26 protein-coding genes are annotated in these 22874 nt (G+C 61.7%); 12 read left to right on the top strand and 14 right to left on the bottom strand.

Annotated elements, in window-relative coordinates; genetic code table 11:
• Positions 1 to 3 precede the first annotated feature (3 nt).
• Both V3W39_RS10400 and V3W39_RS10395 read left to right on the top strand, forming a co-directional pair.
• A complete protein-coding gene (locus V3W39_RS10400; RefSeq protein ID WP_177112297.1) occupies positions 4 to 546 on the top strand; it encodes a gamma carbonic anhydrase family protein in 543 nt (180 codons plus the stop codon).
• Positions 547 to 557: 11 nt separating this feature from the next.
• On the top strand, positions 558 to 1211 hold the full coding sequence (locus V3W39_RS10395) for an HAD family hydrolase (protein ID WP_177130062.1): 654 nt from the start codon (positions 558 to 560) through the stop codon (positions 1209 to 1211).
• A gap of 116 nt (positions 1212 to 1327) precedes the next feature.
• Here the strand turns inward: V3W39_RS10395 and V3W39_RS10390 are convergent, their stop codons facing one another.
• Positions 1328 to 2365, bottom strand: a complete 1038-nt coding sequence (locus tag V3W39_RS10390) for an aminopeptidase (protein WP_177043579.1) — start codon at positions 2363 to 2365, stop codon at positions 1328 to 1330.
• 140 nt (positions 2366 to 2505) lie between these two features.
• Between V3W39_RS10390 and V3W39_RS10385 the strand changes: the two genes are divergently transcribed.
• Positions 2506 to 2928 carry a PA0061/PA0062 family lipoprotein gene (locus V3W39_RS10385; RefSeq protein WP_088421912.1) on the top strand — a complete coding sequence of 141 codons (423 nt, stop codon included), beginning with the start codon at positions 2506 to 2508 and terminating at the stop codon, positions 2926 to 2928.
• Here V3W39_RS10385 and V3W39_RS10380 read toward each other — a convergent pair whose 3' ends face one another.
• Both V3W39_RS10380 and V3W39_RS10375 read right to left on the bottom strand, forming a co-directional pair.
• Entirely contained in the window at positions 2929 to 3168 is a 240-nt protein-coding gene (locus tag V3W39_RS10380; RefSeq protein WP_177043581.1) for a DUF1161 domain-containing protein, read from the bottom strand.
• A 182-nt stretch (positions 3169 to 3350) separates the two neighbouring features.
• Positions 3351 to 3782, bottom strand: coding sequence for an OsmC family protein (locus tag V3W39_RS10375; RefSeq protein ID WP_177130066.1), 432 nt, complete (start codon positions 3780 to 3782; stop codon positions 3351 to 3353).
• Between the two features lie 217 nt (positions 3783 to 3999).
• Between V3W39_RS10375 and V3W39_RS10370 the strand changes: the two genes are divergently transcribed.
• On the top strand, positions 4000 to 5001 hold the full coding sequence (locus V3W39_RS10370) for an LLM class flavin-dependent oxidoreductase (RefSeq protein WP_008439586.1): 1002 nt from the start codon (positions 4000 to 4002) through the stop codon (positions 4999 to 5001).
• A 59-nt stretch (positions 5002 to 5060) separates the two neighbouring features.
• Here the strand turns inward: V3W39_RS10370 and V3W39_RS10365 are convergent, their stop codons facing one another.
• Both V3W39_RS10365 and V3W39_RS10360 read right to left on the bottom strand, forming a co-directional pair.
• Positions 5061 to 5288, bottom strand: a complete 228-nt coding sequence (locus V3W39_RS10365) for a DUF1161 domain-containing protein (protein ID WP_177079086.1) — start codon at positions 5286 to 5288, stop codon at positions 5061 to 5063.
• Between the two features lie 118 nt (positions 5289 to 5406).
• A complete protein-coding gene (locus V3W39_RS10360; protein ID WP_017848986.1) occupies positions 5407 to 5622 on the bottom strand; it encodes a dodecin in 216 nt (71 codons plus the stop codon).
• Between the two features lie 156 nt (positions 5623 to 5778).
• Here V3W39_RS10360 and V3W39_RS10355 point away from each other — a divergent pair, with 156 nt between their 5' ends.
• Complete coding sequence (locus V3W39_RS10355; RefSeq protein WP_032885107.1) at positions 5779 to 6105, top strand: DUF883 family protein; 327 nt, start codon at positions 5779 to 5781, stop codon at positions 6103 to 6105.
• Here V3W39_RS10355 and V3W39_RS10350 read toward each other — a convergent pair.
• A complete protein-coding gene (locus V3W39_RS10350) occupies positions 6102 to 6998 on the bottom strand; it encodes a LysR family transcriptional regulator (protein WP_177043583.1) in 897 nt (298 codons plus the stop codon). The genes V3W39_RS10355 and V3W39_RS10350 overlap by 4 nt on opposite strands.
• Positions 6999 to 7107: 109 nt before the next feature.
• On the opposite strand from V3W39_RS10350, the gene trpB reads away from it, so the two are divergent.
• The 3 genes from trpB (at position 7108) to V3W39_RS10335 (ending at position 9727) form a co-directional block, all read left to right on the top strand.
• Positions 7108 to 8334 (top strand): tryptophan synthase subunit beta, encoded by a 1227-nt coding sequence (gene trpB, locus V3W39_RS10345; protein ID WP_177043584.1) that lies wholly within the window; start codon positions 7108 to 7110, stop codon positions 8332 to 8334.
• The gene (gene trpA / locus V3W39_RS10340) at positions 8334 to 9143 is read left to right on the top strand and encodes a tryptophan synthase subunit alpha (RefSeq protein ID WP_330212597.1); all 810 of its coding nucleotides are present in this window, start codon (positions 8334 to 8336) and stop codon (positions 9141 to 9143) included. The genes trpB and trpA overlap by 1 nt, the downstream gene beginning before the upstream one ends.
• A gap of 140 nt (positions 9144 to 9283) precedes the next feature.
• Complete coding sequence (locus V3W39_RS10335) at positions 9284 to 9727, top strand: anti-virulence regulator CigR family protein (protein ID WP_177043585.1); 444 nt, start codon at positions 9284 to 9286, stop codon at positions 9725 to 9727.
• Between the two features lie 175 nt (positions 9728 to 9902).
• On the opposite strand, the gene V3W39_RS10330 is transcribed toward V3W39_RS10335, so the two are convergent.
• The 6 genes from V3W39_RS10330 to V3W39_RS10305 form a co-directional block, all read right to left on the bottom strand.
• A complete protein-coding gene (locus V3W39_RS10330) occupies positions 9903 to 11207 on the bottom strand; it encodes an MFS transporter (RefSeq protein ID WP_177043586.1) in 1305 nt (434 codons plus the stop codon).
• A gap of 175 nt (positions 11208 to 11382) precedes the next feature.
• Positions 11383 to 12531, bottom strand: a complete 1149-nt coding sequence (dgoD, locus tag V3W39_RS10325; protein ID WP_003213645.1) for a galactonate dehydratase — start codon at positions 12529 to 12531, stop codon at positions 11383 to 11385.
• A gap of 33 nt (positions 12532 to 12564) precedes the next feature.
• Positions 12565 to 13185 (bottom strand): 2-dehydro-3-deoxy-6-phosphogalactonate aldolase, encoded by a 621-nt coding sequence (locus V3W39_RS10320; RefSeq protein ID WP_330212596.1) that lies wholly within the window; start codon positions 13183 to 13185, stop codon positions 12565 to 12567.
• A 13-nt stretch (positions 13186 to 13198) separates the two neighbouring features.
• Positions 13199 to 14167 carry a 2-dehydro-3-deoxygalactonokinase gene (locus tag V3W39_RS10315; protein WP_330212595.1) on the bottom strand — a complete coding sequence of 323 codons (969 nt, stop codon included), beginning with the start codon at positions 14165 to 14167 and terminating at the stop codon, positions 13199 to 13201.
• Positions 14168 to 14269: 102 nt separating this feature from the next.
• Complete coding sequence (locus tag V3W39_RS10310; RefSeq protein WP_093203349.1) at positions 14270 to 14596, bottom strand: DOPA 4,5-dioxygenase family protein; 327 nt, start codon at positions 14594 to 14596, stop codon at positions 14270 to 14272.
• A gap of 31 nt (positions 14597 to 14627) precedes the next feature.
• On the bottom strand, positions 14628 to 15578 hold the full coding sequence (locus V3W39_RS10305) for a choline sulfate utilization transcriptional regulator (protein ID WP_177079090.1): 951 nt from the start codon (positions 15576 to 15578) through the stop codon (positions 14628 to 14630).
• Between the two features lie 103 nt (positions 15579 to 15681).
• Here V3W39_RS10305 and betC point away from each other — a divergent pair, with 103 nt between their 5' ends.
• The 3 genes from betC (at position 15682) to V3W39_RS10290 (ending at position 19877) form a co-directional block, all read left to right on the top strand.
• Positions 15682 to 17196: a choline-sulfatase gene (gene betC / locus V3W39_RS10300; protein ID WP_177043590.1), complete on the top strand. Its 1515-nt coding sequence runs from the start codon at positions 15682 to 15684 to the stop codon at positions 17194 to 17196.
• A 16-nt stretch (positions 17197 to 17212) separates the two neighbouring features.
• Positions 17213 to 18133: a choline ABC transporter substrate-binding protein gene (choX, locus tag V3W39_RS10295; protein ID WP_330212594.1), complete on the top strand. Its 921-nt coding sequence runs from the start codon at positions 17213 to 17215 to the stop codon at positions 18131 to 18133.
• A 175-nt stretch (positions 18134 to 18308) separates the two neighbouring features.
• Entirely contained in the window at positions 18309 to 19877 is a 1569-nt protein-coding gene (locus V3W39_RS10290) for a SulP family inorganic anion transporter (protein ID WP_330212593.1), read from the top strand.
• A 113-nt stretch (positions 19878 to 19990) separates the two neighbouring features.
• Here the strand turns inward: V3W39_RS10290 and aroE are convergent, their stop codons facing one another.
• Together aroE and hemF are read right to left on the bottom strand one after the other, a co-directional pair.
• On the bottom strand, positions 19991 to 20809 hold the full coding sequence (gene aroE / locus V3W39_RS10285; protein ID WP_330212592.1) for a shikimate dehydrogenase: 819 nt from the start codon (positions 20807 to 20809) through the stop codon (positions 19991 to 19993).
• Positions 20809 to 21738: an oxygen-dependent coproporphyrinogen oxidase gene (gene hemF, locus V3W39_RS10280; protein ID WP_003213625.1), complete on the bottom strand. Its 930-nt coding sequence runs from the start codon at positions 21736 to 21738 to the stop codon at positions 20809 to 20811. The genes aroE and hemF overlap by 1 nt, the downstream gene beginning before the upstream one ends.
• Before the next feature lie 158 nt (positions 21739 to 21896).
• Between hemF and V3W39_RS10275 the strand changes: the two genes are divergently transcribed.
• Positions 21897 to 22874, top strand: coding sequence for an NADPH:quinone reductase (locus V3W39_RS10275; protein WP_177043595.1), 978 nt, complete (start codon positions 21897 to 21899; stop codon positions 22872 to 22874).

Raw genomic sequence — 22874 nt, 5'->3', positions numbered from 1 at the left:
ATCGTGACCCTTCGCACCTACCAGAATCACACGCCGGCCTTGGCCGCCGGGGCTTTCGTCGATGCGTCGGCGGTGGTGATCGGCGACGTCGAAATCGGCGACGACAGCTCGGTATGGCCGCTGACGGTGATCCGCGGCGACATGCACCGCATCCGCATCGGTGCGCGCACCAGCGTGCAGGACGGCTGCGTGCTGCACATTACCCACGCAGGGCCCTTCAATCCTGATGGCTTCCCGCTGCTGATCGGTGACGACGTGACCATCGCCCACAAGGTCATGTTGCATGGCTGCACGGTGGGCAATCGCATCCTGATCGGCATGGGCAGCATTGTGATGGATGGCGCCGTGGTGGAAGACGACGTGATCATCGGTGCCGGCAGCCTGGTACCGCCGGGCAAGAAACTCGAGAGCGGCTTTTTGTATGTGGGCAGCCCGGTTAAACAAATCCGCCCGCTGACTGACAAGGAACGGGCGTTTTTCACCTACAGCGCGGCGAACTACGTGAAGCTCAAAGACCTGCACCTGGCCGAGGGCTTCGACCAATGACAAGGATCCCCATGCATTACCAAACCGTTTTGTTCGACCTCGATGGCACCCTCACCGACCCGCGCGAAGGCATCACCCGCTCGATCCAGTACGCCCTCGCCAAACTGGGCATTGATGAGCCGGACCTGACCAAACTCGAACACTTCATCGGCCCGCCACTGCTGCAAGCCTTCATGCAGTTCTACGGCTTCGACGAGGCCAAGGCGTGGGAGGCGGTGAATTTTTACCGCGAGCGCTTCAAGGTCACCGGTCTGTATGAAAACAGGGTGTTTGACGGCGTGATGCCGCTGCTGGAGGCACTGAACGGCCAGGGCCGCCAGCTGTATGTGGCCACGTCCAAACCTTGGGTGTTTGCCCGGGAAATTGCCCGACACTTTGATTTTGCCCGGCACTTCAAAGTGATCTACGGCAGCGAGCTGGACGGCACTCGCACCAACAAGGTCGAGCTGATTGCGCACCTTATGGCAGAAGAAGGCCTGGACCCGGCCAGCACCTTGATGATTGGCGACCGCAAGCACGACCTGATTGGTGCCCGCAGCAATGGGCTGGATTCGGCGGCGGTGGGTTATGGATTTGGCAGCCATGAGGAACTGAGTGCCGAGGCGCCGACCTGGCATTTTGAAACGTTGGCCGAGATGCATCAGGCGTTTTTGCAACGGCCATAAAACAATCTCGTAGCAGCTGTCGAGCCCCAGCGAGGCTGCGTCGGGCGCGACTCGGTTCCAGCCTGGCTTGATCTGTGCAGTGCGGCCTACGCAGCCTCGCTGGGGCTCGACAGCTGCTACGGGGCTTCCAGTGTTCTCAGTGCCGCCTTACGCTGATCCACCGGCAACCCGCCCAGCCTCTCCACCGCTACAAAAAACCTCACCCAATCCCCGCCTTCCTCCCGGAACAACGCGGCAAACGCCGGCACCCACTGGTCATACAGACCAAACGGCAACAACCTTGCGTTGTTCATCGGCAGGTTCATCCAGGCGTCATAGCGCTTGTCGCCGGCCCACTGGCTATCGCGCATTTGCCGGTAGTCACGGCGCAGGCGTTCGAATTCGGCCGCCTTCGCCTCACGCATGGCATCTGCCGCCAGCGGCTGGGTGTACAACTGTTCCAGGCGCTTGCGGGTGTCGAGCACCAGCCGGGTGAACTGGTCGCGCTGCTTCAACGTCGACTCACTGGCAGGCGGCAAACCCTGGGCTGCACGCCACTGGCGGGTGCCTTCCTGCTCGACAAAGGTGGCGTACGACTCGTTGAACTCGGTGTCGTCCTTCACATAAAACCGCTGGTGCGCCAGCTCATGAAAAATCAGCGTGGCCAGGCGCTCATCGCCCCAATTCATCATCGAGTTCATGATCGGATCGTTGAACCAACCCAGGGTGGAATAGGCCTCGACGCCGCCAATCGACACGTCCATGCCTTGCTGCTTCAACAACGCCGCCTGGCCGCGCGCGGCACCCTGGTTGTAGTAACCGCGATAGGCCACGCAACCGGCAATCGGGAAGCAGTGGGTCTGGGGCGAGAGGGAAAATTCAGGCGTGGCGAAGACGTTCCAGACCACGTACTGGCGGCCGATATCGGCATACAGACGGTAACTCTGGTTATCCGGCAGGTGCAGGTGTTCGCTGGCGAAGGTGCGGGCTTTTTGCGACTGCGCCAAATGCTCGCGCAGCAGCTGCGGGCGCGAGGGGTCGGCGATGACCTTGGAGACCGGCTCCCGGGCCCGCAGCAATTGCAGTTGGCCGTCTGCCAACTGACTGTAATAACTCACGCTGGAACAGCCGCCGAGCAACAGCAGCATCAACCCGGGAAGTAAACGCCTGACCATTCGAACCTCTCGCCGGTAATCATCCCGCCAGACTATCTCGCCTGGGGGGAATTTTTCCATGGCGTGGCGTGTTTATACTCATAGGGAGCTTGCTGCAGAACGCAGCCGCTCAAAACCATTCCTACAGTTGAGTGCTTAACATGCGTCAGCTACTGCTTCCCGTCGCCGCGATTTTTCTCAGTGCCTGCGCGTCGACGCCGCTCCCTGCGGTTGACCCGCAACAAGCCTGGGTCGACTTCGCCACACCGACACCCGGTGCCAAGCTGGTGATGGCGCAACGCCTGGACGGAAAGAACCTGAACGACGGGCGCTTTTTCCAGGTGCCGCCTGGCAGCCATGAATTGATGGTGCGTTTTGATTTCGAGGTGCCTACCGGCGGCAGCTTCGGCGGGTTTGGCCAAACCACTGACCGCACCTGCTTCATGACCCTGCAATACGACCGTTTCGAGGCCGGCCAGCGTTATCGCCTGGAAGGGCGGTCACTGGGCTACAACCCGAATATCCGGCTGTACAACAAAGCGGGTCAGTTGCTGGCAGAAGAACGCAGCGTCAACTGCATCTGATCAGTCGTTGTTCTTCTGGTAGATGATGCGCTTGGTGCCGTTTTCACAAGAGCCGACGATCATGGCGCTGTCATGATTTTTGGCCTCTTCTGCGGTGATGATTTCCAGGGTGTAGGACGGAATCGCTTTGGCCTGGATTTTGACCTCGATCTCTTTCCTCAGCTCTTCACAGTCTTTCGGCGCGGCCAGTGCCGACGTGGCCAGCGCACCGCAGATAACCGCCAAGGCAATACGTTTCATGTGTGAAGCTCCCTGAATGCATGCGCACGGGTGTGCGCTGAGTCTGCAATCGGCTATTCGACCATACCTGAACGTGTAGGAGCGAGCTTGCTCGCGAAAAACGTCAACGATAACGCGCACCGCCTGGAAGAGCGCGGCGCCTTTGAGCTCTTCGCGAGCAAGCTCGCTCCTACAAGGGTTGATCAACTAACGAGGGTGCCGTCCAGGGTGATTTTGGCGTTCAACACCTTGGACACCGGGCATCCTTCCTTGGCCTTTTTGCTCAATTCATCGAACTGCGCCTGGCTCGCGCCCGGGATCTTGGCCTTGAGGATCAGGTGCACTGCAGTGATCGCAAAACCACCGTCCACCTGGTCCAGGGTCACTTCGGCCTGGGTGTCGATGCTATCGGCCTTGAGCCCGGCGTCGCCGAGAATCATGGAAAAGGCCATGGAGAAACAACCGGCATGGGCCGCACCGATCAGCTCTTCAGGGTTGGTGCCCTTGCCGCCTTCGAAACGGGCCTTGAAGCCGTAGGGCGCTTCGCGCAGCACGCCGGTTTCCGTGGAGATGGAACCCAGGCCAGTCTTCAGGTCGCCTTCCCAATGCGCGGATGCTTTTTTAACGATACTCATAGCGGTCTCCTCGAACGGTGGTTTTGCGTCAGTAAGGGTTCTGAGGATAGACGCCCCGGCAAAGTTCATCTTGTCGGAGAAACCTAGCGATTAAGTAGGAAATTTCCGCTTCGCTATTGAATCTCGGGTATATGCCCTCATTGCATAGGACATGCACATGAAGCGGCAGGTTTTGGTTCGTCTAAGAAGCCTGCGCCCCTATTGGAGAAGCAGGCTTATGAAATCGCTGTCCGACGTAAAGTTCTCGACCCTCGACCTGGTGCCCGTGCGCGCCAACGGCAGCCCGGCGCAGTCGCTGCGCAATTCCCTGGACCTGGCCCAGCATGTGGAAAAATTCGGCTACAACCGTTTCTGGGTGGCCGAACACCACAATATGGACGGTATCGCCAGCTCGGCGACCTCGGTTTTGCTGGGTTATCTGGCCGGCGGTACCTCGACGATTCGCGTCGGCTCCGGGGGTGTGATGCTGCCCAACCACGCACCGTTGGTGATCGCCGAGCAGTTCGGCACCCTGGAAAGCCTGTACCCGGGCCGCATCGACCTGGGCCTTGGCCGTGCGCCGGGCTCCGACCAGATGACCGCCCGCGCCCTGCGCCGTGAACGCTCCGGCAGCGCGGACGATTTCCCGGAAGACGTGGCCGAGCTGATGGCCTACCTGGGCCCACGCACGCCGGACCAGCGGGTTATCGCCGTGCCGGGCACCGGCACCAACGTCCCGGTGTGGCTGCTGGGTTCAAGCCTGTTCAGTGCGCAACTGGCGGGCGAACGCGGTTTGCCTTACGCCTTTGCCTCACATTTCGCACCGCGCCTGATGCATGAAGCGATTCGCGTCTATCGCAACCACTTCAAGCCGTCAGCCGTGCTGGACAAGCCCTACGTGATGCTCGGCATCCCGCTGGTGGCCGCCGACACCGATGAGCAAGCCGATTACCTGGCCACCTCGGTGTACCAGCGGATCCTCGCGTTGATGCGTGGGCAAAGCCTGGTGCAGCGCCCGCCGGTCAAGACCATGGACGGCCTGTGGCTGCCCCATGAGAAAGACGCGGTCGGCAGCTTCCTTGGCCTGGCCATGGTGGGCAGCCCGCAGAAGATCCGCGCCAAGCTGGAAGTGCTGGTGGAGCAGACCGGCGCTGACGAGCTGATCTTTACCTGTGACCTGTACGAGCACGCCGACCGGATTCATTCCTACGAGTTGCTGGCGCAGATCATGAAGGGCTAAACCCCAGGCATAAAAAAACCGACGCACTTGCGTCGGTTTTTTATGTCTGCAACACGGGATCACCCGCGCTTGTAGGCAATTTCCTTGGTACCGGCTTCACAACTGCCGACAACCGTGTGGTCACCAGGTGCAGCACCTTTGTCCACGATTTCCAGGGAGTAGCCTGAAGCGCCCTTAGCGTCGATTTTCGCCGCAATCTCGCTTTTCAGCTCTTCACAAGGCTTGCCCGCCGCCAGGGCTGTGCCCGCAATGCTCAACAAACCTACCGCCAACAAAAAGTTCTTCATCCGTCACTTTCCTTGGGTTGATCGAAAGGAAGCACGCCAACGCTCGTCACGTCGACGTACCTAAAGGTTGTAGCGGAGTTTATGGCAATCGGCCAGCGCGCAAGTTCAACCGGCTGGATCAACTACTGGCAATACGGAACCCTACCTTGAGGGTGACCTGGAAATGCGCGGCCTTGCCGTCCTTGATGTGGCCACGGGTTTCGGTCACTTCAAACCACTCCAAGTGCTTGATGCTCTTGCTGGCTTCCGCCAGGGCATTGTTGATGGCTTCCTCGATGCTGGTCGTGGAAGAGCCCACCAGTTCGACTTTCTTGTAGGTGTGATGATCACTCATAAGGTTTTTCTCCTGGGTGGTTTATGAAGCCTAGCAGTGAATTCTCGTACTGCTTCTGGCGACCATTCCCACGCGAAAGTTCAGATTTACTGCACTTTCTGAAACCGCCGCAGTCGGAAACAACACACGCCACTCAATCACTCCAGGAGAGCCCACATGGCCAACACCTCTTTACGCAAAGCGTCATTGGAAAGCATGGAAGCCGAGATTTCGAGCCTGCTCAAATCTCTGGAAAGCCTCAAGGACGATGCATCCGACGAGTCGCGCAAAACCCTGAAGGCCCTGAAAAGCAATGCCGAGAACGCCCTCAAGCATTCCCGCCACCTGATCAGCGATGCCTACGAAGAAAGCAAAGTCAAAATCCGCGAAACCAGTGTTGCAACACGGGACTACGCGCAAGAGCACCCATGGACTACCGCCGGTGTCGCCGTTGGTGCGCTGGGCCTGCTGGCGGCTTACTTGCTGTGCAAACGCGGCGACTAAACGTCCTGGCGCGCCAGCTCAGCCTTGAGCCACTGCGCCAGTTGCCGGGCGCGCCCATCCGCGGCGCGCTTGGGTAGCCACAACGCCAGTTGCGCCGGGGTTTCACTGAAACCCCACGGCGCAACCAGGCGGCCCGCTCGCAGGTCCTCTGCCACCAGCGGCTGCGGCGCAATCGCCACCCCCAACCCTGCCACCGCTGCCTCCAGCAAATAATACAAATGCTCGAAACCCTGGCCGTACTTCAACGCGCCGGCGTCGATCCCGTGGTGCTGAGCCCAACTGGGCCAGGCTTGTGGGCGCGAGGTGGTGTGCAACAGGGTTTCATTGCGCAGTGCCTCGGCAGGCGCCTGGCGCAATCGTTCGTAATGGGCAAAACGCGGGCTCATGACCGGGCCGATGCGTTCGCTGGCCAATTCGTAAACCTGCATATCCGCCGGCCACGGCGGCTCCGCGAACACCAGCAGTGCGTCCAGCCCCGGGCGACGCGGGTCGAGATCGCCTTCGCCTGCGGACAGGTGCAGGCGTAAATCCGGCAAATCCGTATTCAGGCGGCCCAAGCGCGGGATAAACCAGCGGGCCAGCAGGCTGCCGGAGCAGCCGAGCACAAACGGCGCGTCGGCACTGCTTTGAGTGAGTTCGGCGCAGGTGTCCCTTAAACGCTCGAACGCCTCGAAACTCGCATCCCGCAGGCGGATACCGGCATCTGTGAGTTTGAGGCCGCGCCCGTCCTTGACGAACAGGCTGACACCGAGATGCTCTTCCAGCACCTTGAGCTGGCGGCTGACCGCCCCATGGGTGACGTGCAGTTGCTCGGCAGCCTGGCTCACGCTGTTCAGGCGAGCGGTCGCCTCAAAAGCGCGCAGGGCATTCAGCGGGGGAAGATCTCGGCTCATCTGTGAGTTTTCCTGACAGGTTGTGGCGATCTTATCGGTTTTCAGCGCCCAGCGTCAGGGGTAGAGTGACCGTCATTGCCTCTTACATATTTTCTACCTGGAGCGTCCCATGACTCAGTCCCAGACCGATTTACGCAACGGCCCAGATGCCAATGGCCTGTTTGGTTCGTTCGGCGGCCGCTACGTGGCGGAAACCCTGATGCCGTTGATCCTCGACCTGGCCCGCGAATACGAAGCGGCCAAGATCGATCCGGCCTTCAACGAAGAACTGGCCTACTTCCAGCGCGACTACGTCGGACGTCCAAGCCCGCTGTACTTCGCCGAACGCCTGACCGAATTCTGCGGCGGCGCCAAGATCTACCTTAAGCGCGAAGAGCTGAACCACACCGGCGCCCACAAGATCAACAACTGCATCGGCCAGATCCTGCTGGCGCGGCGCATGGGCAAAAAACGCATCATCGCCGAGACCGGCGCCGGCATGCACGGTGTGGCCACTGCCACCGTCGCCGCGCGGTTTGGCCTGCAATGCGTGATCTACATGGGCACCACCGACATTGAGCGCCAGCAGGCCAACGTATTCCGCATGAAGCTGCTGGGCGCCGAAGTGATCCCGGTCGTCGCCGGCACCGGCACCCTGAAAGACGCGATGAACGAAGCCCTGCGCGACTGGGTGACCAACGTCGACAGCACCTTCTACCTGATTGGCACCGTGGCCGGCCCACACCCTTACCCGGCGATGGTTCGCGACTTCCAGGCCGTGATCGGCAAGGAAACCCGTACCCAGCTGCAAGCCCAGGAAGGTCGGCTGCCCGACAGCCTGGTGGCCTGCATCGGCGGCGGTTCCAACGCCATGGGCCTGTTCCATCCGTTCCTGGATGACACCAGCGTCGACATCATCGGCGTCGAGGCGGCCGGCTACGGCATCGAAACCGGCAAGCACGCGGCGAGCCTCAACGGCGGCGTACCGGGCGTACTTCACGGCAACCGCACGTTCCTGCTGCAGGACGACGACGGCCAGATCATCGACGCCCACTCGATTTCCGCCGGCCTCGACTACCCGGGCATCGGCCCTGAACACGCCTGGTTGCACGACATCGGCCGCGTTCAGTACACCTCGGTGACCGACGACGAAGCCCTCGACGCGTTCCACAAATGCTGCCGTCTGGAAGGGATTATTCCTGCACTGGAAAGCGCCCACGCCCTGGCCGAAGTGTTCAAACGCGCACCGACCTTGCCGAAAGATCACCTGATGGTGGTGAACCTGTCCGGCCGTGGTGACAAAGACATGCAAACCGTGATGCACCATATGGAACAGTCCCAGCAGGAGAAACACTGATGAGCCGCCTGCAAACACGTTTTGCGCAACTGAAAGAACAAAACCGCGCCGCCCTGGTGACCTTCGTTACCGCCGGCGACCCGGGCTATGACACCTCGCTGGCGATCCTCAAGGGCTTGCCGGCGGCCGGTGCCGATGTGATCGAGTTGGGCATGCCCTTCACCGACCCGATGGCCGATGGTCCCGCCATTCAACTGGCCAACATCCGCGCGCTGACTGCCAAGCAGAACCTCACTAAAACCCTGCAAATGGTCCGCGAGTTCCGCAAGGACAACAGCGACACGCCACTGGTGTTGATGGGCTACTTCAACCCGATCCACATGTACGGCGTGTCACGCTTTATCACCGATGCGAAAGAAGCCGGCGTCGACGGCCTGATCGTGGTCGACATGCCGCCCGAGCATAACGGCGAGCTGTGCGACCCGGCCCAGGCCGCCGGTATCGACTTTATCCGCCTGACCACGCCGACCACCGACGACGTGCGCCTGCCGACCGTACTTAACGGCAGCTCCGGGTTTGTGTACTACGTGTCGGTAGCCGGTGTGACCGGTGCCGGTGCCGCGACCCTGGAACACGTCGAAGAAGCCGTGACCCGCCTGCGTCGCCACACCGACCTGCCGATCAGCATCGGTTTTGGCATCCGTACCCCGGAGCAGGCCGCTGCAATCGCCCGCCTGGCAGACGGTGTGGTGGTGGGGTCGGCACTGATCGATCACATCGCCAATGCCAGCAATGATCAGCAGGCCATCGACGGTGTATTGACCCTGTGTTCGGCGCTGTCGGAAGGTGTGCGCAACGCCCGTAAGTAAGCGGCTCGTAAGCGGTAGGTAAAGTTCCTGATACAGAGGAATCATGCTGGCAAATCAGTACCTAAGCTAACAAGACCAAGGGATTTCGAACGTGGTTCGAAATCCCTTTTTTGTTCGTGCAGTACTGAGGAAACAGCCCCATGAAAATCCCCAAACGTTTGATTGCAGGTGTAGGCGTGCTGGTGCTTGGCGCCAGCGCCCTGGTCCAAGCTGCGCCCTATGACCAGGGTGGCGGACCTGACCGTGGTGGGCCACAAGGCCAGCACGATCAACGTGGCGATGACCATCGCGGGCCGCAGGACAACCACCGTGGCGGCCCTCCTCAGGACTTTGGTCCTGTGAGACAGGTCATCCGCGACAACCATGGCGACTTCCGCCGTGGCGCACCACCGCCTCCCGGTATCCACCTGGAGCGCGGCCAGCGCCTGCCGCCAAACTACTACGGCGAGCGCCTGGACCCTCGGGCGCTGGGCCATCTGCCGCAATACCCAGGTTACGAATGGCGCCGCTCGGGCGGGGATATCGTGTTGATCGCCGTGGGCACCAGCATCGTCTATCAGATTCTGGATGGCGCGCTGTACTAGAGCCGGACTGCTTTTGTGGCGAGGGAGCTGCTGTGGCGAGGGAGCTTGCTCCCGCTGGAGTGCGCAGCGCTCCCAGGATTTTGGGGCCGCTGCGCAGCCCAGCGGGAGCAAGCTCCCTCGCCACAGCAGCTCCCTAGCCATAGCAAGCTCCCTCACCACAGGTATTCAGCAGTCGCTAAATTTCGATACGTTCGACCTTGCCCACCAACAGGATGTAGGAAAGCGCCCCCAGCAACGCCAGCACCGCGATATACGTAATCGCCGGCGCAAACGAATCCCCGGTGGCCAGAAAGCCAATCACGATCGGGGTGGTGATCGCCGACAGATTGCCGATGAAATTGAACACCCCACCCGTCAGCCCCAGCAGCCTTGCCGGCGCCAGGGTCGACACCAGCGACCAGGTGATCGACGCCAGGCCATTGCCGAAAAACGCCACCGCCAGAAAGGCAATCACCCACGCCGTGGAGTCAACAAAGTTGGCGCCAATGATCGCCGTGGAAATCAACAGCCCGCCAATGATCGGCAGCTTGCGCGCAAACCCCACCGACGTCCCCCGGCGAATCAGCCAATCGGAAAACAGCCCCGAACACAGCACGCCGACAAACGCCGCGAGAAACGGCAGCGACGCCAGCAGGCCGGATTTGATGAAGTCCATGCCGCGATATTTCACCAGGTAGGTGGGGAACCACGTCAGAAAAAACCACAACGTGGAGTTCAGGCAGAACTGCCCCAGGTAGATCCCCCATAACTTGCGCTTGCTCAGCACGATGCCGAGGTCGACCCAACTGAACGGCGCCTTGGCCGCCTGCGCCTGGATATCCACCAACCCGCCGCCTGCGCGGATCAGCTCGATTTCCGCCGCATTCGCACCCTTGAAATCCCGAGGCTCGCGGTACACCGCGTACCAGATCAACGCCCACACAATGCCCACGCCGCCGGTGGCGACAAACACCATGTGCCAGCCAAAGGTGTGTTGCAGCCAGGCCAGTACCGGCGTGAGAAACGCCAGCCCGACGAACTGCCCGGAGGTGTAGACCCCAATCGCCGTGGCCCGCTCACGCTCGGGAAACCAGGTGGTGACCACCCGGCTGTTGATCGGGTAAGCCGGGGCTTCGAGGGCACCGACCGCCATGCGCAATACGAACAGTGCGATAAAACTGGCGGCGAAGCCGAGCATCACCGTGGCGATTGACCACAGCAGCAGGGCGACGCTGTAGAGAATGCGCGGCGGCACCCGGTCCACCAGCCAGCCGCCGGGGATTTGCATGGCGGCGTAGGTCCAGCCGAACGCGGAGAAGATCAGCCCGACATGCACCGGGTCAATCCCCAGCTCACTGGTCAGGGCCGGGGCGGCAATCGACAGGTTGCTGCGGTCCAGGTAGTTGATCACCACCGTGATGAACAGCAGCACCATGATGAAGAAACGCTTTCGGCTGGGCGTGACTAAAGAAGCCTGCCCGGTGAAGGACTCGGATTGCATGGGGTTGCCTCTTCTTATGATTATTGAGGACGGGTCTTACTGAAGAAACCGCGGTTCATGTGGGAGCTGGCTTGCCTGCGATGGCGGCGTGTCAGTGCCGCGGATGCAAGCTGACACTCCGCTATCGCAGGCAAGCCAGCGCCTACAGAGACCGTGTTCCGTCAGGAATAAAGGCTTACCACTCGGCAAAACTGCCATCGGCATGCCGCCAGATCGGGTTGCGCCAGCGATGCCCGATGGCCGCGCGTTCGATCACGTATTCCTCGTTGATCTCGATGCCCAGGCCCGGCCCGTTAGGGATCTTCACAAAGCCCTGGTCGTAGTCGAAAACCCCCGGATCGCGCACGTAATCCAGCAGGTCATTACTCTCGTTGTAGTGAATGCCCAGGCTCTGTTCCTGGATGAACGCGTTGTAGCAAACCGCGTCCAGTTGCAGGCACGCCGCCAGGGCAATCGGGCCGAGCGGGCAGTGCAGGGCGAGGGCCACGTCGTAGGCTTCGGCCATGTTGGCGATCTTGCGGGTTTCGGTGATACCGCCGGCGTGGGAAGCATCCGGCTGGATGATGTCGACGTAGCCTTCGCTGAGCACCCGCTTGAAGTCCCAGCGCGAGAACAGGCGCTCGCCAAGGGCTATCGGGGTGCTGGTGAGCGGCGCCAGCTCTTTCAGCGCTTCGTAGTTTTCGCTGAGCACCGGCTCTTCGATAAACATCAGTTTGTAGGGGTCGAGTTCTTTCATCAGCACCTTGGCCATGGGCTTGTGCACCCGGCCATGGAAGTCCACGCCGATGCCGACGTTGGGGCCAACCGCATCACGTACGGCGGCGACGTTGGCCAGGGCTTGGTCGACTTTTTCGAAGCTGTCGAGAAATTGCAGCTCTTCGGTGCCGTTCATTTTGACGGCGGTAAAACCACGGGCCACGGCTTCCTTGGCGGCGCGGGCGGTGTCTGCCGGGCGGTCGCCACCGATCCACGAATACACGCGGATCTTGTCACGCACCTGGCCGCCCAGCAGGTCGCTGACCGACACGCCGAGGGCCTTGCCCTTGATGTCCCACAGCGCCTGGTCGATACCGGCGAGGGCGCTCATATGGATCGCGCCGCCACGGTAGAAGCCGCCGCGGTAGAGCACGGTCCAGATGTCTTCGATATTGCGTGGGTCTTTGCCGATCAAGTAGTCGGACAACTCTTCGACAGCGGCCGCCACGGTGTGGGCGCGGCCCTCGACCACAGGCTCGCCCCAACCAGTCACGCCCTGGTCGGTTTCAACCTTGAGGAAGCACCAGCGTGGCGGGACGATGAAGGTGGTCAGTTTGGTGATTTTCATCTTCTTGTCTCTCTTGTAGATGGAGAACGCTAATCAGCCCAAGGCATTCCAGGCCGCGACGTAGGCCTGGGCATTGCTTGCCACCTGGGCGACGCTCATGCCTGGCTTGAACAAGCCGGAGCCGAGGCCGAAGCCTTTGACGCCCGCGTCGAAAAATACCTGCATGTTGTCCGGGGTGATGCCGCCCACCGGCAGCAACACCGTGCCTGCGGGCAGTACCGCGAGCCAGGCCTTGACCACCGCCGGGCCCATTTGCTCGGCCGGGAACAGTTTCAGCACGTCGGCGCCTTCGGCCAGCGCAGCAAACGCTTCAGTCGGCGTGGCCACACCCGGCGACAGGTACAGGCCCGCAGCCTTGGCGGCACGCAGCACCTTGGCATCGCTGTGGGGCATGACGATCACCTGGCCGCCGGCCGCTTTGACTTGATCGACCTGTTCCGGAGTCAGCACCGTGCCCGCGCCGATCAGGCAATCGGCAGGCAGGCTGTCCCGCAGGATGCGGATGCTGGCGTAGGGATCCGGCGAGTTGAGCGGTACCTCGATCACCCTGAAGCCCGCCGCGTACAGCACCTCGCCGATCGCCAGCGCGTCGTCCGGTCGCAGGCCGCGCAGGATCGCGATCAAACCGTTGTGTGTCAGTGCTTGCTTGAGCATGTCGGGCCTCTCGTCAGGTTGCAGGCAGCAGCCCCGCCGCCATGGCCAGCTGCCAAAGGCCACGCTCGGTAGCCTCCTGCGCCAAGGTCACGTGGGGGAAGCCACAGAGTTGGAGTGCACGCTGGTAGCGGGTGCAGAGTTGGGTTGCGCCCACCAGTACGATGTCGCGCGCCTGGGCCTGCTGGCGGGTGCGCAGGCCCATGAGTTCGTGGCCGATCAGCAGGCCGGACAGGTAGTCCGGTTGCTCGTCGGGCGCCAGTTCGCCGGTCAAGCCCAGGGTGCGGGCGCTGAATAAGGTCGATAACAGGCCGGCCTGGCCATCCACCGACAGTGCCACCTGCACGCCGCGATCAAAAGCGACGGCCTGGAACTGTTCGGAAGGACGTTGGGTGCGACCCAAAATGCTGTGTTGGCTGAGCACGGCGAACAGCTCGCCGGTCATGAAGGTGTCGAAGTGAGTGATGCAGCCTTCCACCACCTCGACCCACTTGGAATGGCTGCCCGGCAGGCCGATCAAGACGTCGCGCCCGGTATTGGCGGACAGGCTTTGCAACACGCCGAGAACCTGGGTTTCTTCGCCGCGCATCACGTTAGGCAACGCGCCGCGTTGAATCACCCCGGGAACGATGTGCACCGCGGTGCCCCGCAGGCTGCGCACAACATGCAGCGCCTGGCCAAGGGTGGCGACATCGGCCGGGGTGTCGCGGTAAACCGCTTCGCTCCAGCCCTGGGCGCTGCCGACCATGCCGCAGGCGATGACGGGGAGGCCGGGCTGGGCCTCGAGCCAGTCACCGCAGGCCGCATCGAATGCCAGCTCGAAACCGTTGCTGCTGCGAACGCCGGCAATGTCCCGGGGTTCGGTGGGCAAGTGCATGATCCCCGACGCCAGGGCGCGTCGTTCGATAACGACGCCTGCCGGGCCGAGCTTGTAAGCACGAAGGGAACTGGTTCCCCAATCGAGCGCGATCAATTGCGCCTGCATCGCTTCACCTGAGTGTTCTGAGCGGATGAGGCGAATATAAACCCAAGACCGTCAAAGTCTCAATATATAAATATCAGTCCCATATATAGGGAATAGAAGCACTCAGAATATCGACAAGTCCAGCGTGCGCATCGCCCCCATCCAGATCGCATGGTCGGTGTGGTCCTTGAGGTCATCACCGGTGGTGGGGTGCAGGAACACCACCAGGCCGTTGCGGTTGAGCGCCAGCCACGGCAGGACGACGCCGATGTATTCCGGGTCGAACGCCAACTGGCAGCTCCAGTCCGGGTGCGGGCCTACCGGGCGCTCATGCACGCGGCCCATGCGCAGCGGGAACATCTGCGCGGCGTCTTCGCAGAGTTTGCGCGCCTGGTCGATAGTGTTGGCGTCGAAGTAGATATGGGCGTGGTAGCCCTTGATACGTTGCATGACAGGCTCCGGGCTCAATGATCGGCAAATCCTAGACCGCAATGGACGGCAGGGCCAGGCCGGTCAACGATTGTGCGCTGCTGGCCTGCTCGGCCATCAGCCAGTCGACGAAACGCTCGATCAACTGGCTGCGACGTTTGCGCTGGGGCAGCACCACGTAATAGCCGAAGCGCGAGATCACCGTGTCGCCAATCGGCCGGCACAGCCAGTTTTGCTCCAGCAAGTTATCCACAAGATGGCGCCAGCCAATGGCCACGCCCTGGCCGGCAATCGCCGCCTGGATCAACAGGGTGTAGTTGTCGAAACGCAGTTGGCCCGGGGTGGGCGCGGTAGTGATACCCAGCTCGCGGAACACGCCGCCCCAGTCGAACCACTGGTTGTTGTTTTGCTGGCGCAGGTGCAACAAGGGAAACTCCAGCAGGCTCTGCAACGGCAGCGGCGCGTCGCGGTCCTGGATGAGCTGCGGGCTGCAGACCGGGAACACTTCCTCGTTGAACAGCCAATGGCTGTCGCCCTGTTTGAAACGGCCATCACCGAACAGCACCGCCACATCGATATCGCTGCGCAACGTGGCGTGATTGCGCTCACTGGTGACCAGGCTCACGTCCACCTGCGGGTTGGCTTCATGAAAACGGTGCAGCCGCGGCATCAGCCAATACGCAGCGAAGGCAAAGTCCGTCGCCACCTGCAGGACTTCGTGCTGGTCCTGCTCGGCAATCGCACTCAGGCCCTGGTTGATGCTCTGCAAGCCGGCCTGCACCTGTTCGAACAACAAGGCGCCCGCATCGGTCAGCTCGATGCCCCGGTAAATGCGATCAAACAGGCGCACTTTCAGCCGTTCTTCCAGGCGCTTGATCTGCTGGCTGATGGCCGGCTGGGTGGTGCCCAGCTCCATGGCCGCCGCCGTAAAGCTGCGTTGGCGCGCGGCGGCTTCAAACGCGCGAAGCAGATCAAGTGACAGGTTACCGAGGGATTCATACATAAGCTGTGCTTATCCTAGACATTGCTTCTCATGGGCTTTACCACGTTTTCCATGGCCTGCATGCTCATTCGCATAAACATCGACTATGGAATGCCGCGAAACCATGAAGCGCAAGAACATTCTTTTCATCATGGCCGATCAGATGGCCGCGCCGATGCTTCCGTTCTACGGTCCTTCGCCTATCAAACTGCCGAACCTGAGCCGCCTCGCCGCCGAGGGCGTGGTATTCGACGCCGCTTACTGCAACAGCCCGTTGTGTGCACCGTCGCGCTTTACCCTGGTGAGTGGCCAGTTGCCGAGCAAGATCGGCGCCTACGACAACGCAGCCGATTTCCCCGCCGATGTGCCGACCTATGCCCACTACCTGCGTCGCCTCGGCTACCGCACGGCGCTGTCGGGCAAGATGCACTTTTGCGGCCCCGACCAACTCCACGGTTATGAAGAACGCCTGACCAGTGATATCTACCCGGCCGACTATGGCTGGGCAGTGAATTGGGATGAGCCAGACGTGCGCCCCACCTGGTACCACAACATGGCGTCGGTGCTGCAAGCCGGGCCGTGCGTGCGCACCAACCAGCTGGATTTCGACGAAGAGGTGGTGTTCAAGGCCCAGCAATATCTGTTCGACCATATCCGCGAAGACGGCGACCAGCCGTTCTGCCTGACCGTCTCCATGACTCACCCACACGACCCGTACACCATTCCCAAGCCGTTCTGGGACCTGTACGACGACAACGACATCCCGTTGCCCACAACCCCGCCACAGGCCGATCTCGACCCTCACTCCCAACGCCTGCTCAAGGTCTATGACCTGTGGGACAAGCCGCTGCCGGTGAACAAGATCCGCGATGCGCGCCGCGCCTACTTCGGCGCGTGCAGCTACATCGACAGCAACGTCGGCAAGCTGCTGCAAACCCTGGAAGACACGGGGCTGGCCGACGACACCATCATCATCTTCTCCGGCGACCACGGCGACATGCTCGGCGAGCGCGGGCTCTGGTACAAAATGCACTGGTTTGAAATGGCCGCCCGGGTGCCGCTGCTGATCAGCGCGCCGGGGCAGTTTGCCGCCGGCCGGGTGACCGCCGCCGTGTCCACCGCCGACCTGCTGCCGACCCTGGTGGAACTGGCCGGCGGCGAGCTGGACCCGAGGCTTGCGCTGGATGGCCGCTCGCTGGTCTCGCACTTGCGAGGGCAGGGCGGCCACGACGAAGTGTTCGGCGAATACATGGCCGAAGGCACCATCAGCCCGCTGATGATGATCCGGCGTGGCGCCTACAAGTTCATCTACAGTGAGGACGACCCTTGCCTGATGTTTGATGTAAAAAACGACCCGCACGAGCGGGAGAACCTCAGCCAGTCACCGGAACACCGGCCACTGTTCGAGGCGTTTTTGAGTGAGGCGCGGGCCAAATGGGACATCCCGGCGATTCACCAACAGGTGCTCGCCAGCCAACGCCGTCGCCGCCTGGTATTCGAGGCGCTGACCCAAGGCAAGCTGAAGAGCTGGGACCACCAGCCACTGGTAGACGCCAGTCAGCAATACATGCGCAACCATATCGACCTCGACGATCTGGAGCGCAAGGCACGTTTTCCACAACCCTGCCAAAACCAATAAAACTGAGGGGAAGGCCATGCAAAAGTTATCCACCGTGGTGAGCGTTGCGCTGCTGGCACTGAGCAGTGCCGGCGCCTACGCGGACTCAAGCTGCGACACCGTGAAGATGGCCGATCCGGGCTGGAGTGATATCGCCGCGACCAATGCCATTACCGGTTTTTTGTTGAACGGCATGGGCTACAAGGCCAAGGTCGATACCCTTGCGGTGCCGATCACCTTTGGCGGGCTCAAGGACGGCCAGGTGGATGTGTTCCTGGGTAACTGGATGCCGGCGCAGCAGGGCTTCTACGACAAGTTCGTGGCCAATGGCGATGTGGTGCAACTGGCGAAGAACCTCGACGGCACCGAGTTCACCCTCGCCGTGCCGGACTATGTGTGGGACGCCGGGGTGCACGACTTTGCCGATCTGAACAAGTTTGCCGACAAGTTCGACAAGAAGATCTACGGCATCGGTTCGGGTGCACCGGCGAATATCTCGTTGCAGGAAATCATCAAGAAAAACGACTTTGACCTGGGCCAGTGGAAGCTGATCGAGTCCAGTGAACAGGCGATGCTGGCCGAAGTGTCCCGGGCGGTGAAGAAGCAGAAGTTCGTGACCTTCCTCGGCTGGACGCCGCACCCGATGAACGTGCAGTTGAAGATGCATTACCTCAAGGGTGGGGAAAAGTACTTCGGTGACACCGGCAGCGTGTATACGTTGACCCGCAAGGGCTACGCCCAGGCTTGCCCGAATGTGGGCAAATTGCTGACCAACCTGAGTTTCACCCAGGAGATGGAGAACGCCATCATGGCTGAGGTGGTGAACAAGAAGGTCAGCAATGCCGAGGCGGCGAAGGCGTGGATCAAGGCGAATCCGACGGTGCTGGACAAGTGGCTCGATGGGGTTAAAACCGTCGATGGGCAGGATGCGCTGGCCGCTGTAAAAGCCAAGCTCTAACGGCTGACGCCGCACCCTGTGGGAGCCGGGCTTGCCCGCGATAGCATCACCGCGGTGTCCCTGTAGGACCGAGGCGCCTGCATCGCGGGCAAGCCCGGCTCCCACAGTCAGCGGACTCCCACAGTCCGGCGTTTGTCCTGATACCCTGATTCAAACCTATCAATCCGAGCCCTAAATGCCCCGGCCCAACCGCCATACACTCTTCCCCTTCCTCAGCTGGCTCCCGCGCCAAACCCGCGCCAGCGTCGGGCGAGACGCGATCGTCGGCCTGAGCGGTGCAGTCCTGGCATTGCCGCAATCCATTGCCTACGCGCTGATCGCCGGTCTCCCACCGGAGTACGGCCTGTACGCCGCCATCATCCCGGTGTTGATCGCCTGTTTGTGGGGCTCCTCCTGGCACCTGATCTGCGGTCCCACGGCGGCGATTTCCATCGTGCTTTACGCCAGCGTCAGCCCACTGGCCGTGCCCGGCTCCCAGGACTACATCACGCTGATCCTGTTGCTGACGTTCCTGGCCGGCGTCTTCCAATGGCTACTGGGCATGCTGCGCTTTGGCGCCCTGGTGAATTTCGTCTCGCATTCAGTGGTGCTCGGCTTCACCCTCGGCGCAGCTGTGGTCATCGCCCTGGGGCAACTGCCCAACCTGCTGGGGCTGGATCTGCCCAGCCAGGCCACCGCAATCAACAGCCTGCTGGCGCTGATCAACCATGCCGGGGAGTGGAATCATCCTTCACTGGTGCTCGGGCTCGGCACCTTGCTGGTGGGGGTGCTGCTGAAACTCTGGGTACCGCGCTGGCCAACACTGTTGATCGCGCTGGCCCTGGGCAGCCTGATCCCCTGGCTGTGGCCGGCGGTGTTCGGGCAGGTGGCGTTGGTCAGTTCATTTGTCGGCAAGTTGCCGCCGTTCAGCCCGCTGCCGATGGACCTGGACATGGTCCTGCGTCTGCTGCCGAGTGCCGTGGCGGTGGGCATGCTCGGGCTGGTGACCAGCCTGTCGATTGCGCGCTCGTTGTCGGCCCGCTCACAACAGTTGCTCGATGCGAATCAGGAAGTGCGCGCACAGGGTTTATCCAACATCGTTGGCGGATTTTTCTCCGGGTACCTGTCGGCAGGTTCCTTCACCCGCTCCGGCCTGAGCTATGAGGCGGGCGCCTGTTCGCCGCTGGCGGGGGTGTTTTCCGCGCTGTGGGTGGCGCTGTTTGCGCTGTTCGGCGCGGCGCTGATCGCGCATATCCCGATCCCGAGCATGGCCGCGAGCATCCTGCTGATTTGCTGGGGGTTGGTGGACCACCGTGGTATTCGGGCGTTGTTCCGGGTCAGCCGTGCGGAGTTCGTAGTGATGAGCCTGACCTGCATCGCCACGCTGTTGCTGGAGCTGCAGACCGCGATTTACGCAGGAGTGCTGGCGTCGCTGTTTTTCTACCTCAAGCGCACTTCGCAGCCGCGAATCCAGCAATGGCGGGACGGTGAGGACGATGTACTGCGGGTGGGCGGGTCGATCTTTTTCGGCGCCAGCCATTACCTGCAAGTGCGGCTGCAAAGCCTGCACGGCCAGCGGGTGGTGATCGAGGCGCAGCAGATCAACTTTATCGACTATTCCGGGGTGGAGATGCTGCACCAGGAGGCGCGCCGATTGAACGGGTTGGGGCGCAGCCTGGCATTGCGCAAGGCCCGGCCACAGGTGGTGGAGGAGTTGAAGAAACTGGAAGGGGCCGACAAATGCCCCCTCCATTTCGAAGACTGAACGCGGTTGAAACTGTAGGAGCTGGCTTGCCTGCGATAGCGGTGTATCAGTGCCAAGTGTGTAGCTGACCCACCGCTATCGCAGGCAAGCCAGCTCCCACATTTGGATTTGCGTCAGGCCAGTTGCCTGCGCAGCTCAGCTAAAACCGGCGCCGAATCCGGGCGCACACCGCGCCACAGGAAGAACGCTTCCGCCGCCTGTTCCACCAGCATCCCCAGCCCATCCATCGCCACCGCAGCGCCTTGCTCACTGGCCCAGCGGCAGAAAGCCGTAGGCTCTTTGCCGTACATCATGTCGTAGCAAAAAGTCTTTCCGGGTTCGATCAGGCTGCCGGCAATCGGCGGTACATCGCCTGACAGGCTGGCGGACGTGGCGTTGATGATCAGGTCCACCGGCTCACGCAGCCAGTCGAAACCGCTGGCAGACACCGGGCCGAGATCGTCGAACAGCTCGGCGAGTAACTCCGCCTTTTCTACGGTGCGATTGGCAATGATCAGCGAACCCGGTTGCTCAGCCAGCAATGGCTCCAGCGCACCGCGCACCGCGCCACCGGCCCCCAGCAGCAGGATGCGTTTGCCTTGCAGGCTGAACCCGGCATTCACCGTCAAATCCCGCACCAGGCCGGCGCCGTCGGTGTTGTCTCCCAGCAGGTTGCCGTCGGCGAGCTTGCTCAGGGTGTTCACCGCGCCGGCCCGCTGGGCGCGCTCGGTCAGGGTGTTGGCCAGGCGATAGGCCTCTTCCTTGAACGGTACGGTGACGTTGGCACCACGGCCTTGTGCGAAAAATGCTTTTGCACAGCCGGTAAAATCCTCCAACGGCGCGAGCAAGGTGCTGTAGTCCAGTTGCTCGCCGGTCTGTTCGGCGAACAGGCGGTGAATCAGCGGCGACTTGCTGTGGCCAATGGGGTTGCCGAAGACGACATAACGATCCATCAGACCGCCGCCTTGGGCAGCACGCCCAGCCAGTCGCGGTCTTGCAGGAAGTAGTCGGTGAGGCGCGCTTCTTCGCTGTCGGGGGCGGCTTTCCAGTCATAGCTCCAGCGCACTTGCGGTGGCAGCGACATCAGGATTGACTCGGTGCGCCCGCCCGATTGCAGGCCGAACAGGGTGCCGCGGTCGTAGACCAGGTTGAACTCGACGTAGCGGCCACGGCGGAATTCCTGGAATTCACGTTGCTGCTCGGTATAGGCCATGGCCTTGCGGCGCTGGACGATCGGCAGGTAGGCGTCGATGTAGGCATCGCCGATGGCGCGCATGAAGGCGAAGCTGGTGTCGAAGTCCCACTCGTTCAAGTCATCGAAGAACAAACCGCCGATGCCCCGGGGTTCGTTGCGGTGCTTGATGTGGAAATAGGTGTCGCACCAGGCCTTGTAGCGTGAGTAGACGTCCGGGCCAAACGGCGCGCAGGCCTGCTCGGCCACGCGGTGCCAGTGGATGCAGTCTTCTTCGTTGCCGTAGTAGGGCGTCAGGTCGAAGCCGCCACCGAACCACCACACCGGCTCTTCGCCTTCTTTTTCGGCGATGAAAAAGCGCACGTTGGCGTGGGACGTCGGCACATGCGGGTTGTGCGGGTGGATCACCAGCGACACACCGAGGGCCTCAAAACCGCGACCGGCCAATTCCGGGCGATGAGCACTGGCGGACGGTGGGAGGCCGCTGCCAAACACGTGGGAAAAGTTAACGCCGCCTTTTTCGATCACCGAACCGTTTTCGATCACACGGGTGCGACCGCCGCCGCCGGCAGGCCGGGTCCAGGCGTCTTCGATAAAGCGAGTGTCCGTCTCGAAGGTTTCCAGGGCGCTGCAAATGCGGTCTTGCAGGTCAAGCAGGTAGGCTTTGACAGCCTCGGTGCGGGTAGTCATGACATCACCTTGAATCGGGCAAAGCTACACGAGGCCATTGGGCGTCGGCGGCAAATGGGCGCACAGGATACCACTGCACCCACTACTGCCGCAGTTGACGAAGATCAAGCTTAGGAGTCCGATAGGGGGCTACGCGAAATGACTTAAGGAGAGTGCAGATGGCCAAACGTATCCAGTTCCGTGCCCATGGCGGCCCCGAAGTGCTTGAGTATGTGGACTACACCCCGGCAGAACCCGGCCCGCAGCAGGTTCGCGTGCAGAACAAGGCCATTGGCCTGAACTTCATCGACACGTATTTCCGCAGCGGCCTGTACGCGCCACCGGCCTTGCCGTCGGGCCTGGGCGCTGAAGGTGCCGGCGTCGTGGATGCCGTCGGTAGCGAAGTGACTCAATTCAAGGTGGGCGATCGCGTGGCTTACGGCAGCGGCCCATTGGGCGCCTACAGCGAATTGCATGTGCTGCCTGCCGCCAACCTGGTGCACCTGCCGGACGACATCAGCTTCGAACAGGCCGCCGGTGCGATGCTCAAGGGCCTGACCGTGCAATACCTGCTGCGCCAGACCTATGAGTTGAAGGGTGGCGAAACCATTCTGTTCCACGCCGCTGCCGGTGGTGTCGGTTCGCTGGCGTGCCAATGGGCCAAGGCCCTGGACGTGAAGCTGATCGGTACCGTCAGCTCGCCGGAAAAGGCCGCGTTGGCCAAGTCCCTCGGCGCCTGGGAAACCATCGACTACAGCAAGGAAAATGTCGTACAGCGCGTACTGGAACTGACTGACGGCAAGAAGTGCCCGGTGGTGTACGACGGCGTAGGCAAGGACACCTGGCTCACCTCGCTGGACAGCGTGGCGCCACGTGGGCTGGTGGTGAGTTTTGGGAATGCGTCGGGCGCTGTGGATGGGGTGAACCTGGGGATTCTGGCGGCCAAGGGCTCGCTGTATGTCACCCGGCCGACTTTGGCGACCTACGCCAACAACCCGGAAAACCTGCAGGCGATGGCGGATGATCTGTTTTCAATGATCATCAGCGGGAAATTGCAGATTGATATTAACCAGCGGTATTCGCTGGGGGATGCGGCGAAGGCGCAGACGGAGTTGTCGGCGCGGCGCACCACTGGGTCGACCATTTTGTTGCCATAA

Origin of the sequence: Pseudomonas sp. Z18(2022) (assembly GCF_036346535.1) — a bacterium.
Taxonomy (GTDB): Bacteria; Pseudomonadota; Gammaproteobacteria; order Pseudomonadales; family Pseudomonadaceae; genus Aquipseudomonas; species Aquipseudomonas yamanorum_A.
This window is presented reverse-complemented; position numbering and strand designations above follow the sequence as displayed.

Bases quoted from the DNA above. Each gene is read 5' to 3' on its own strand.
- V3W39_RS10330 (WP_177043586.1), bottom strand. From the start codon at position 11,207: ATGCAATCCGAGTCCTTCACCGGGCAGGCTTCTTTAGTCACGCCCAGC.
- V3W39_RS10275 (WP_177043595.1), top strand. From the start codon at position 21,897: ATGGCCAAACGTATCCAGTTCCGTGCCCATGGCGGCCCCGAAGTGCTT.
- betC (WP_177043590.1), top strand. From the start codon at position 15,682: ATGAAGCGCAAGAACATTCTTTTCATCATGGCCGATCAGATGGCCGCG.
- dgoD (WP_003213645.1), bottom strand. From the start codon at position 12,531: ATGAAAATCACCAAACTGACCACCTTCATCGTCCCGCCACGCTGGTGC.
- V3W39_RS10390 (WP_177043579.1), bottom strand. From the start codon at position 2,365: ATGGTCAGGCGTTTACTTCCCGGGTTGATGCTGCTGTTGCTCGGCGGC.
- V3W39_RS10290 (WP_330212593.1), top strand. From the start codon at position 18,309: ATGCCCCGGCCCAACCGCCATACACTCTTCCCCTTCCTCAGCTGGCTC.
- hemF (WP_003213625.1), bottom strand. From the start codon at position 21,738: ATGACTACCCGCACCGAGGCTGTCAAAGCCTACCTGCTTGACCTGCAA.
- V3W39_RS10360 (WP_017848986.1), bottom strand. From the start codon at position 5,622: ATGAGTGATCATCACACCTACAAGAAAGTCGAACTGGTGGGCTCTTCC.
- V3W39_RS10375 (WP_177130066.1), bottom strand. From the start codon at position 3,782: ATGAGTATCGTTAAAAAAGCATCCGCGCATTGGGAAGGCGACCTGAAG.
- V3W39_RS10305 (WP_177079090.1), bottom strand. From the start codon at position 15,578: ATGTATGAATCCCTCGGTAACCTGTCACTTGATCTGCTTCGCGCGTTT.
- choX (WP_330212594.1), top strand. From the start codon at position 17,213: ATGCAAAAGTTATCCACCGTGGTGAGCGTTGCGCTGCTGGCACTGAGC.
- V3W39_RS10350 (WP_177043583.1), bottom strand. From the start codon at position 6,998: ATGAGCCGAGATCTTCCCCCGCTGAATGCCCTGCGCGCTTTTGAGGCG.
- V3W39_RS10315 (WP_330212595.1), bottom strand. From the start codon at position 14,167: ATGCAGGCGCAATTGATCGCGCTCGATTGGGGAACCAGTTCCCTTCGT.
- V3W39_RS10365 (WP_177079086.1), bottom strand. From the start codon at position 5,288: ATGAAGAACTTTTTGTTGGCGGTAGGTTTGTTGAGCATTGCGGGCACA.
- V3W39_RS10335 (WP_177043585.1), top strand. From the start codon at position 9,284: ATGAAAATCCCCAAACGTTTGATTGCAGGTGTAGGCGTGCTGGTGCTT.
- V3W39_RS10320 (WP_330212596.1), bottom strand. From the start codon at position 13,185: ATGCTCAAGCAAGCACTGACACACAACGGTTTGATCGCGATCCTGCGC.
- V3W39_RS10355 (WP_032885107.1), top strand. From the start codon at position 5,779: ATGGCCAACACCTCTTTACGCAAAGCGTCATTGGAAAGCATGGAAGCC.
- V3W39_RS10385 (WP_088421912.1), top strand. From the start codon at position 2,506: ATGCGTCAGCTACTGCTTCCCGTCGCCGCGATTTTTCTCAGTGCCTGC.
- trpA (WP_330212597.1), top strand. From the start codon at position 8,334: ATGAGCCGCCTGCAAACACGTTTTGCGCAACTGAAAGAACAAAACCGC.
- trpB (WP_177043584.1), top strand. From the start codon at position 7,108: ATGACTCAGTCCCAGACCGATTTACGCAACGGCCCAGATGCCAATGGC.
- V3W39_RS10395 (WP_177130062.1), top strand. From the start codon at position 558: ATGCATTACCAAACCGTTTTGTTCGACCTCGATGGCACCCTCACCGAC.
- V3W39_RS10380 (WP_177043581.1), bottom strand. From the start codon at position 3,168: ATGAAACGTATTGCCTTGGCGGTTATCTGCGGTGCGCTGGCCACGTCG.
- V3W39_RS10310 (WP_093203349.1), bottom strand. From the start codon at position 14,596: ATGCAACGTATCAAGGGCTACCACGCCCATATCTACTTCGACGCCAAC.
- V3W39_RS10370 (WP_008439586.1), top strand. From the start codon at position 4,000: ATGAAATCGCTGTCCGACGTAAAGTTCTCGACCCTCGACCTGGTGCCC.
- aroE (WP_330212592.1), bottom strand. From the start codon at position 20,809: ATGGATCGTTATGTCGTCTTCGGCAACCCCATTGGCCACAGCAAGTCG.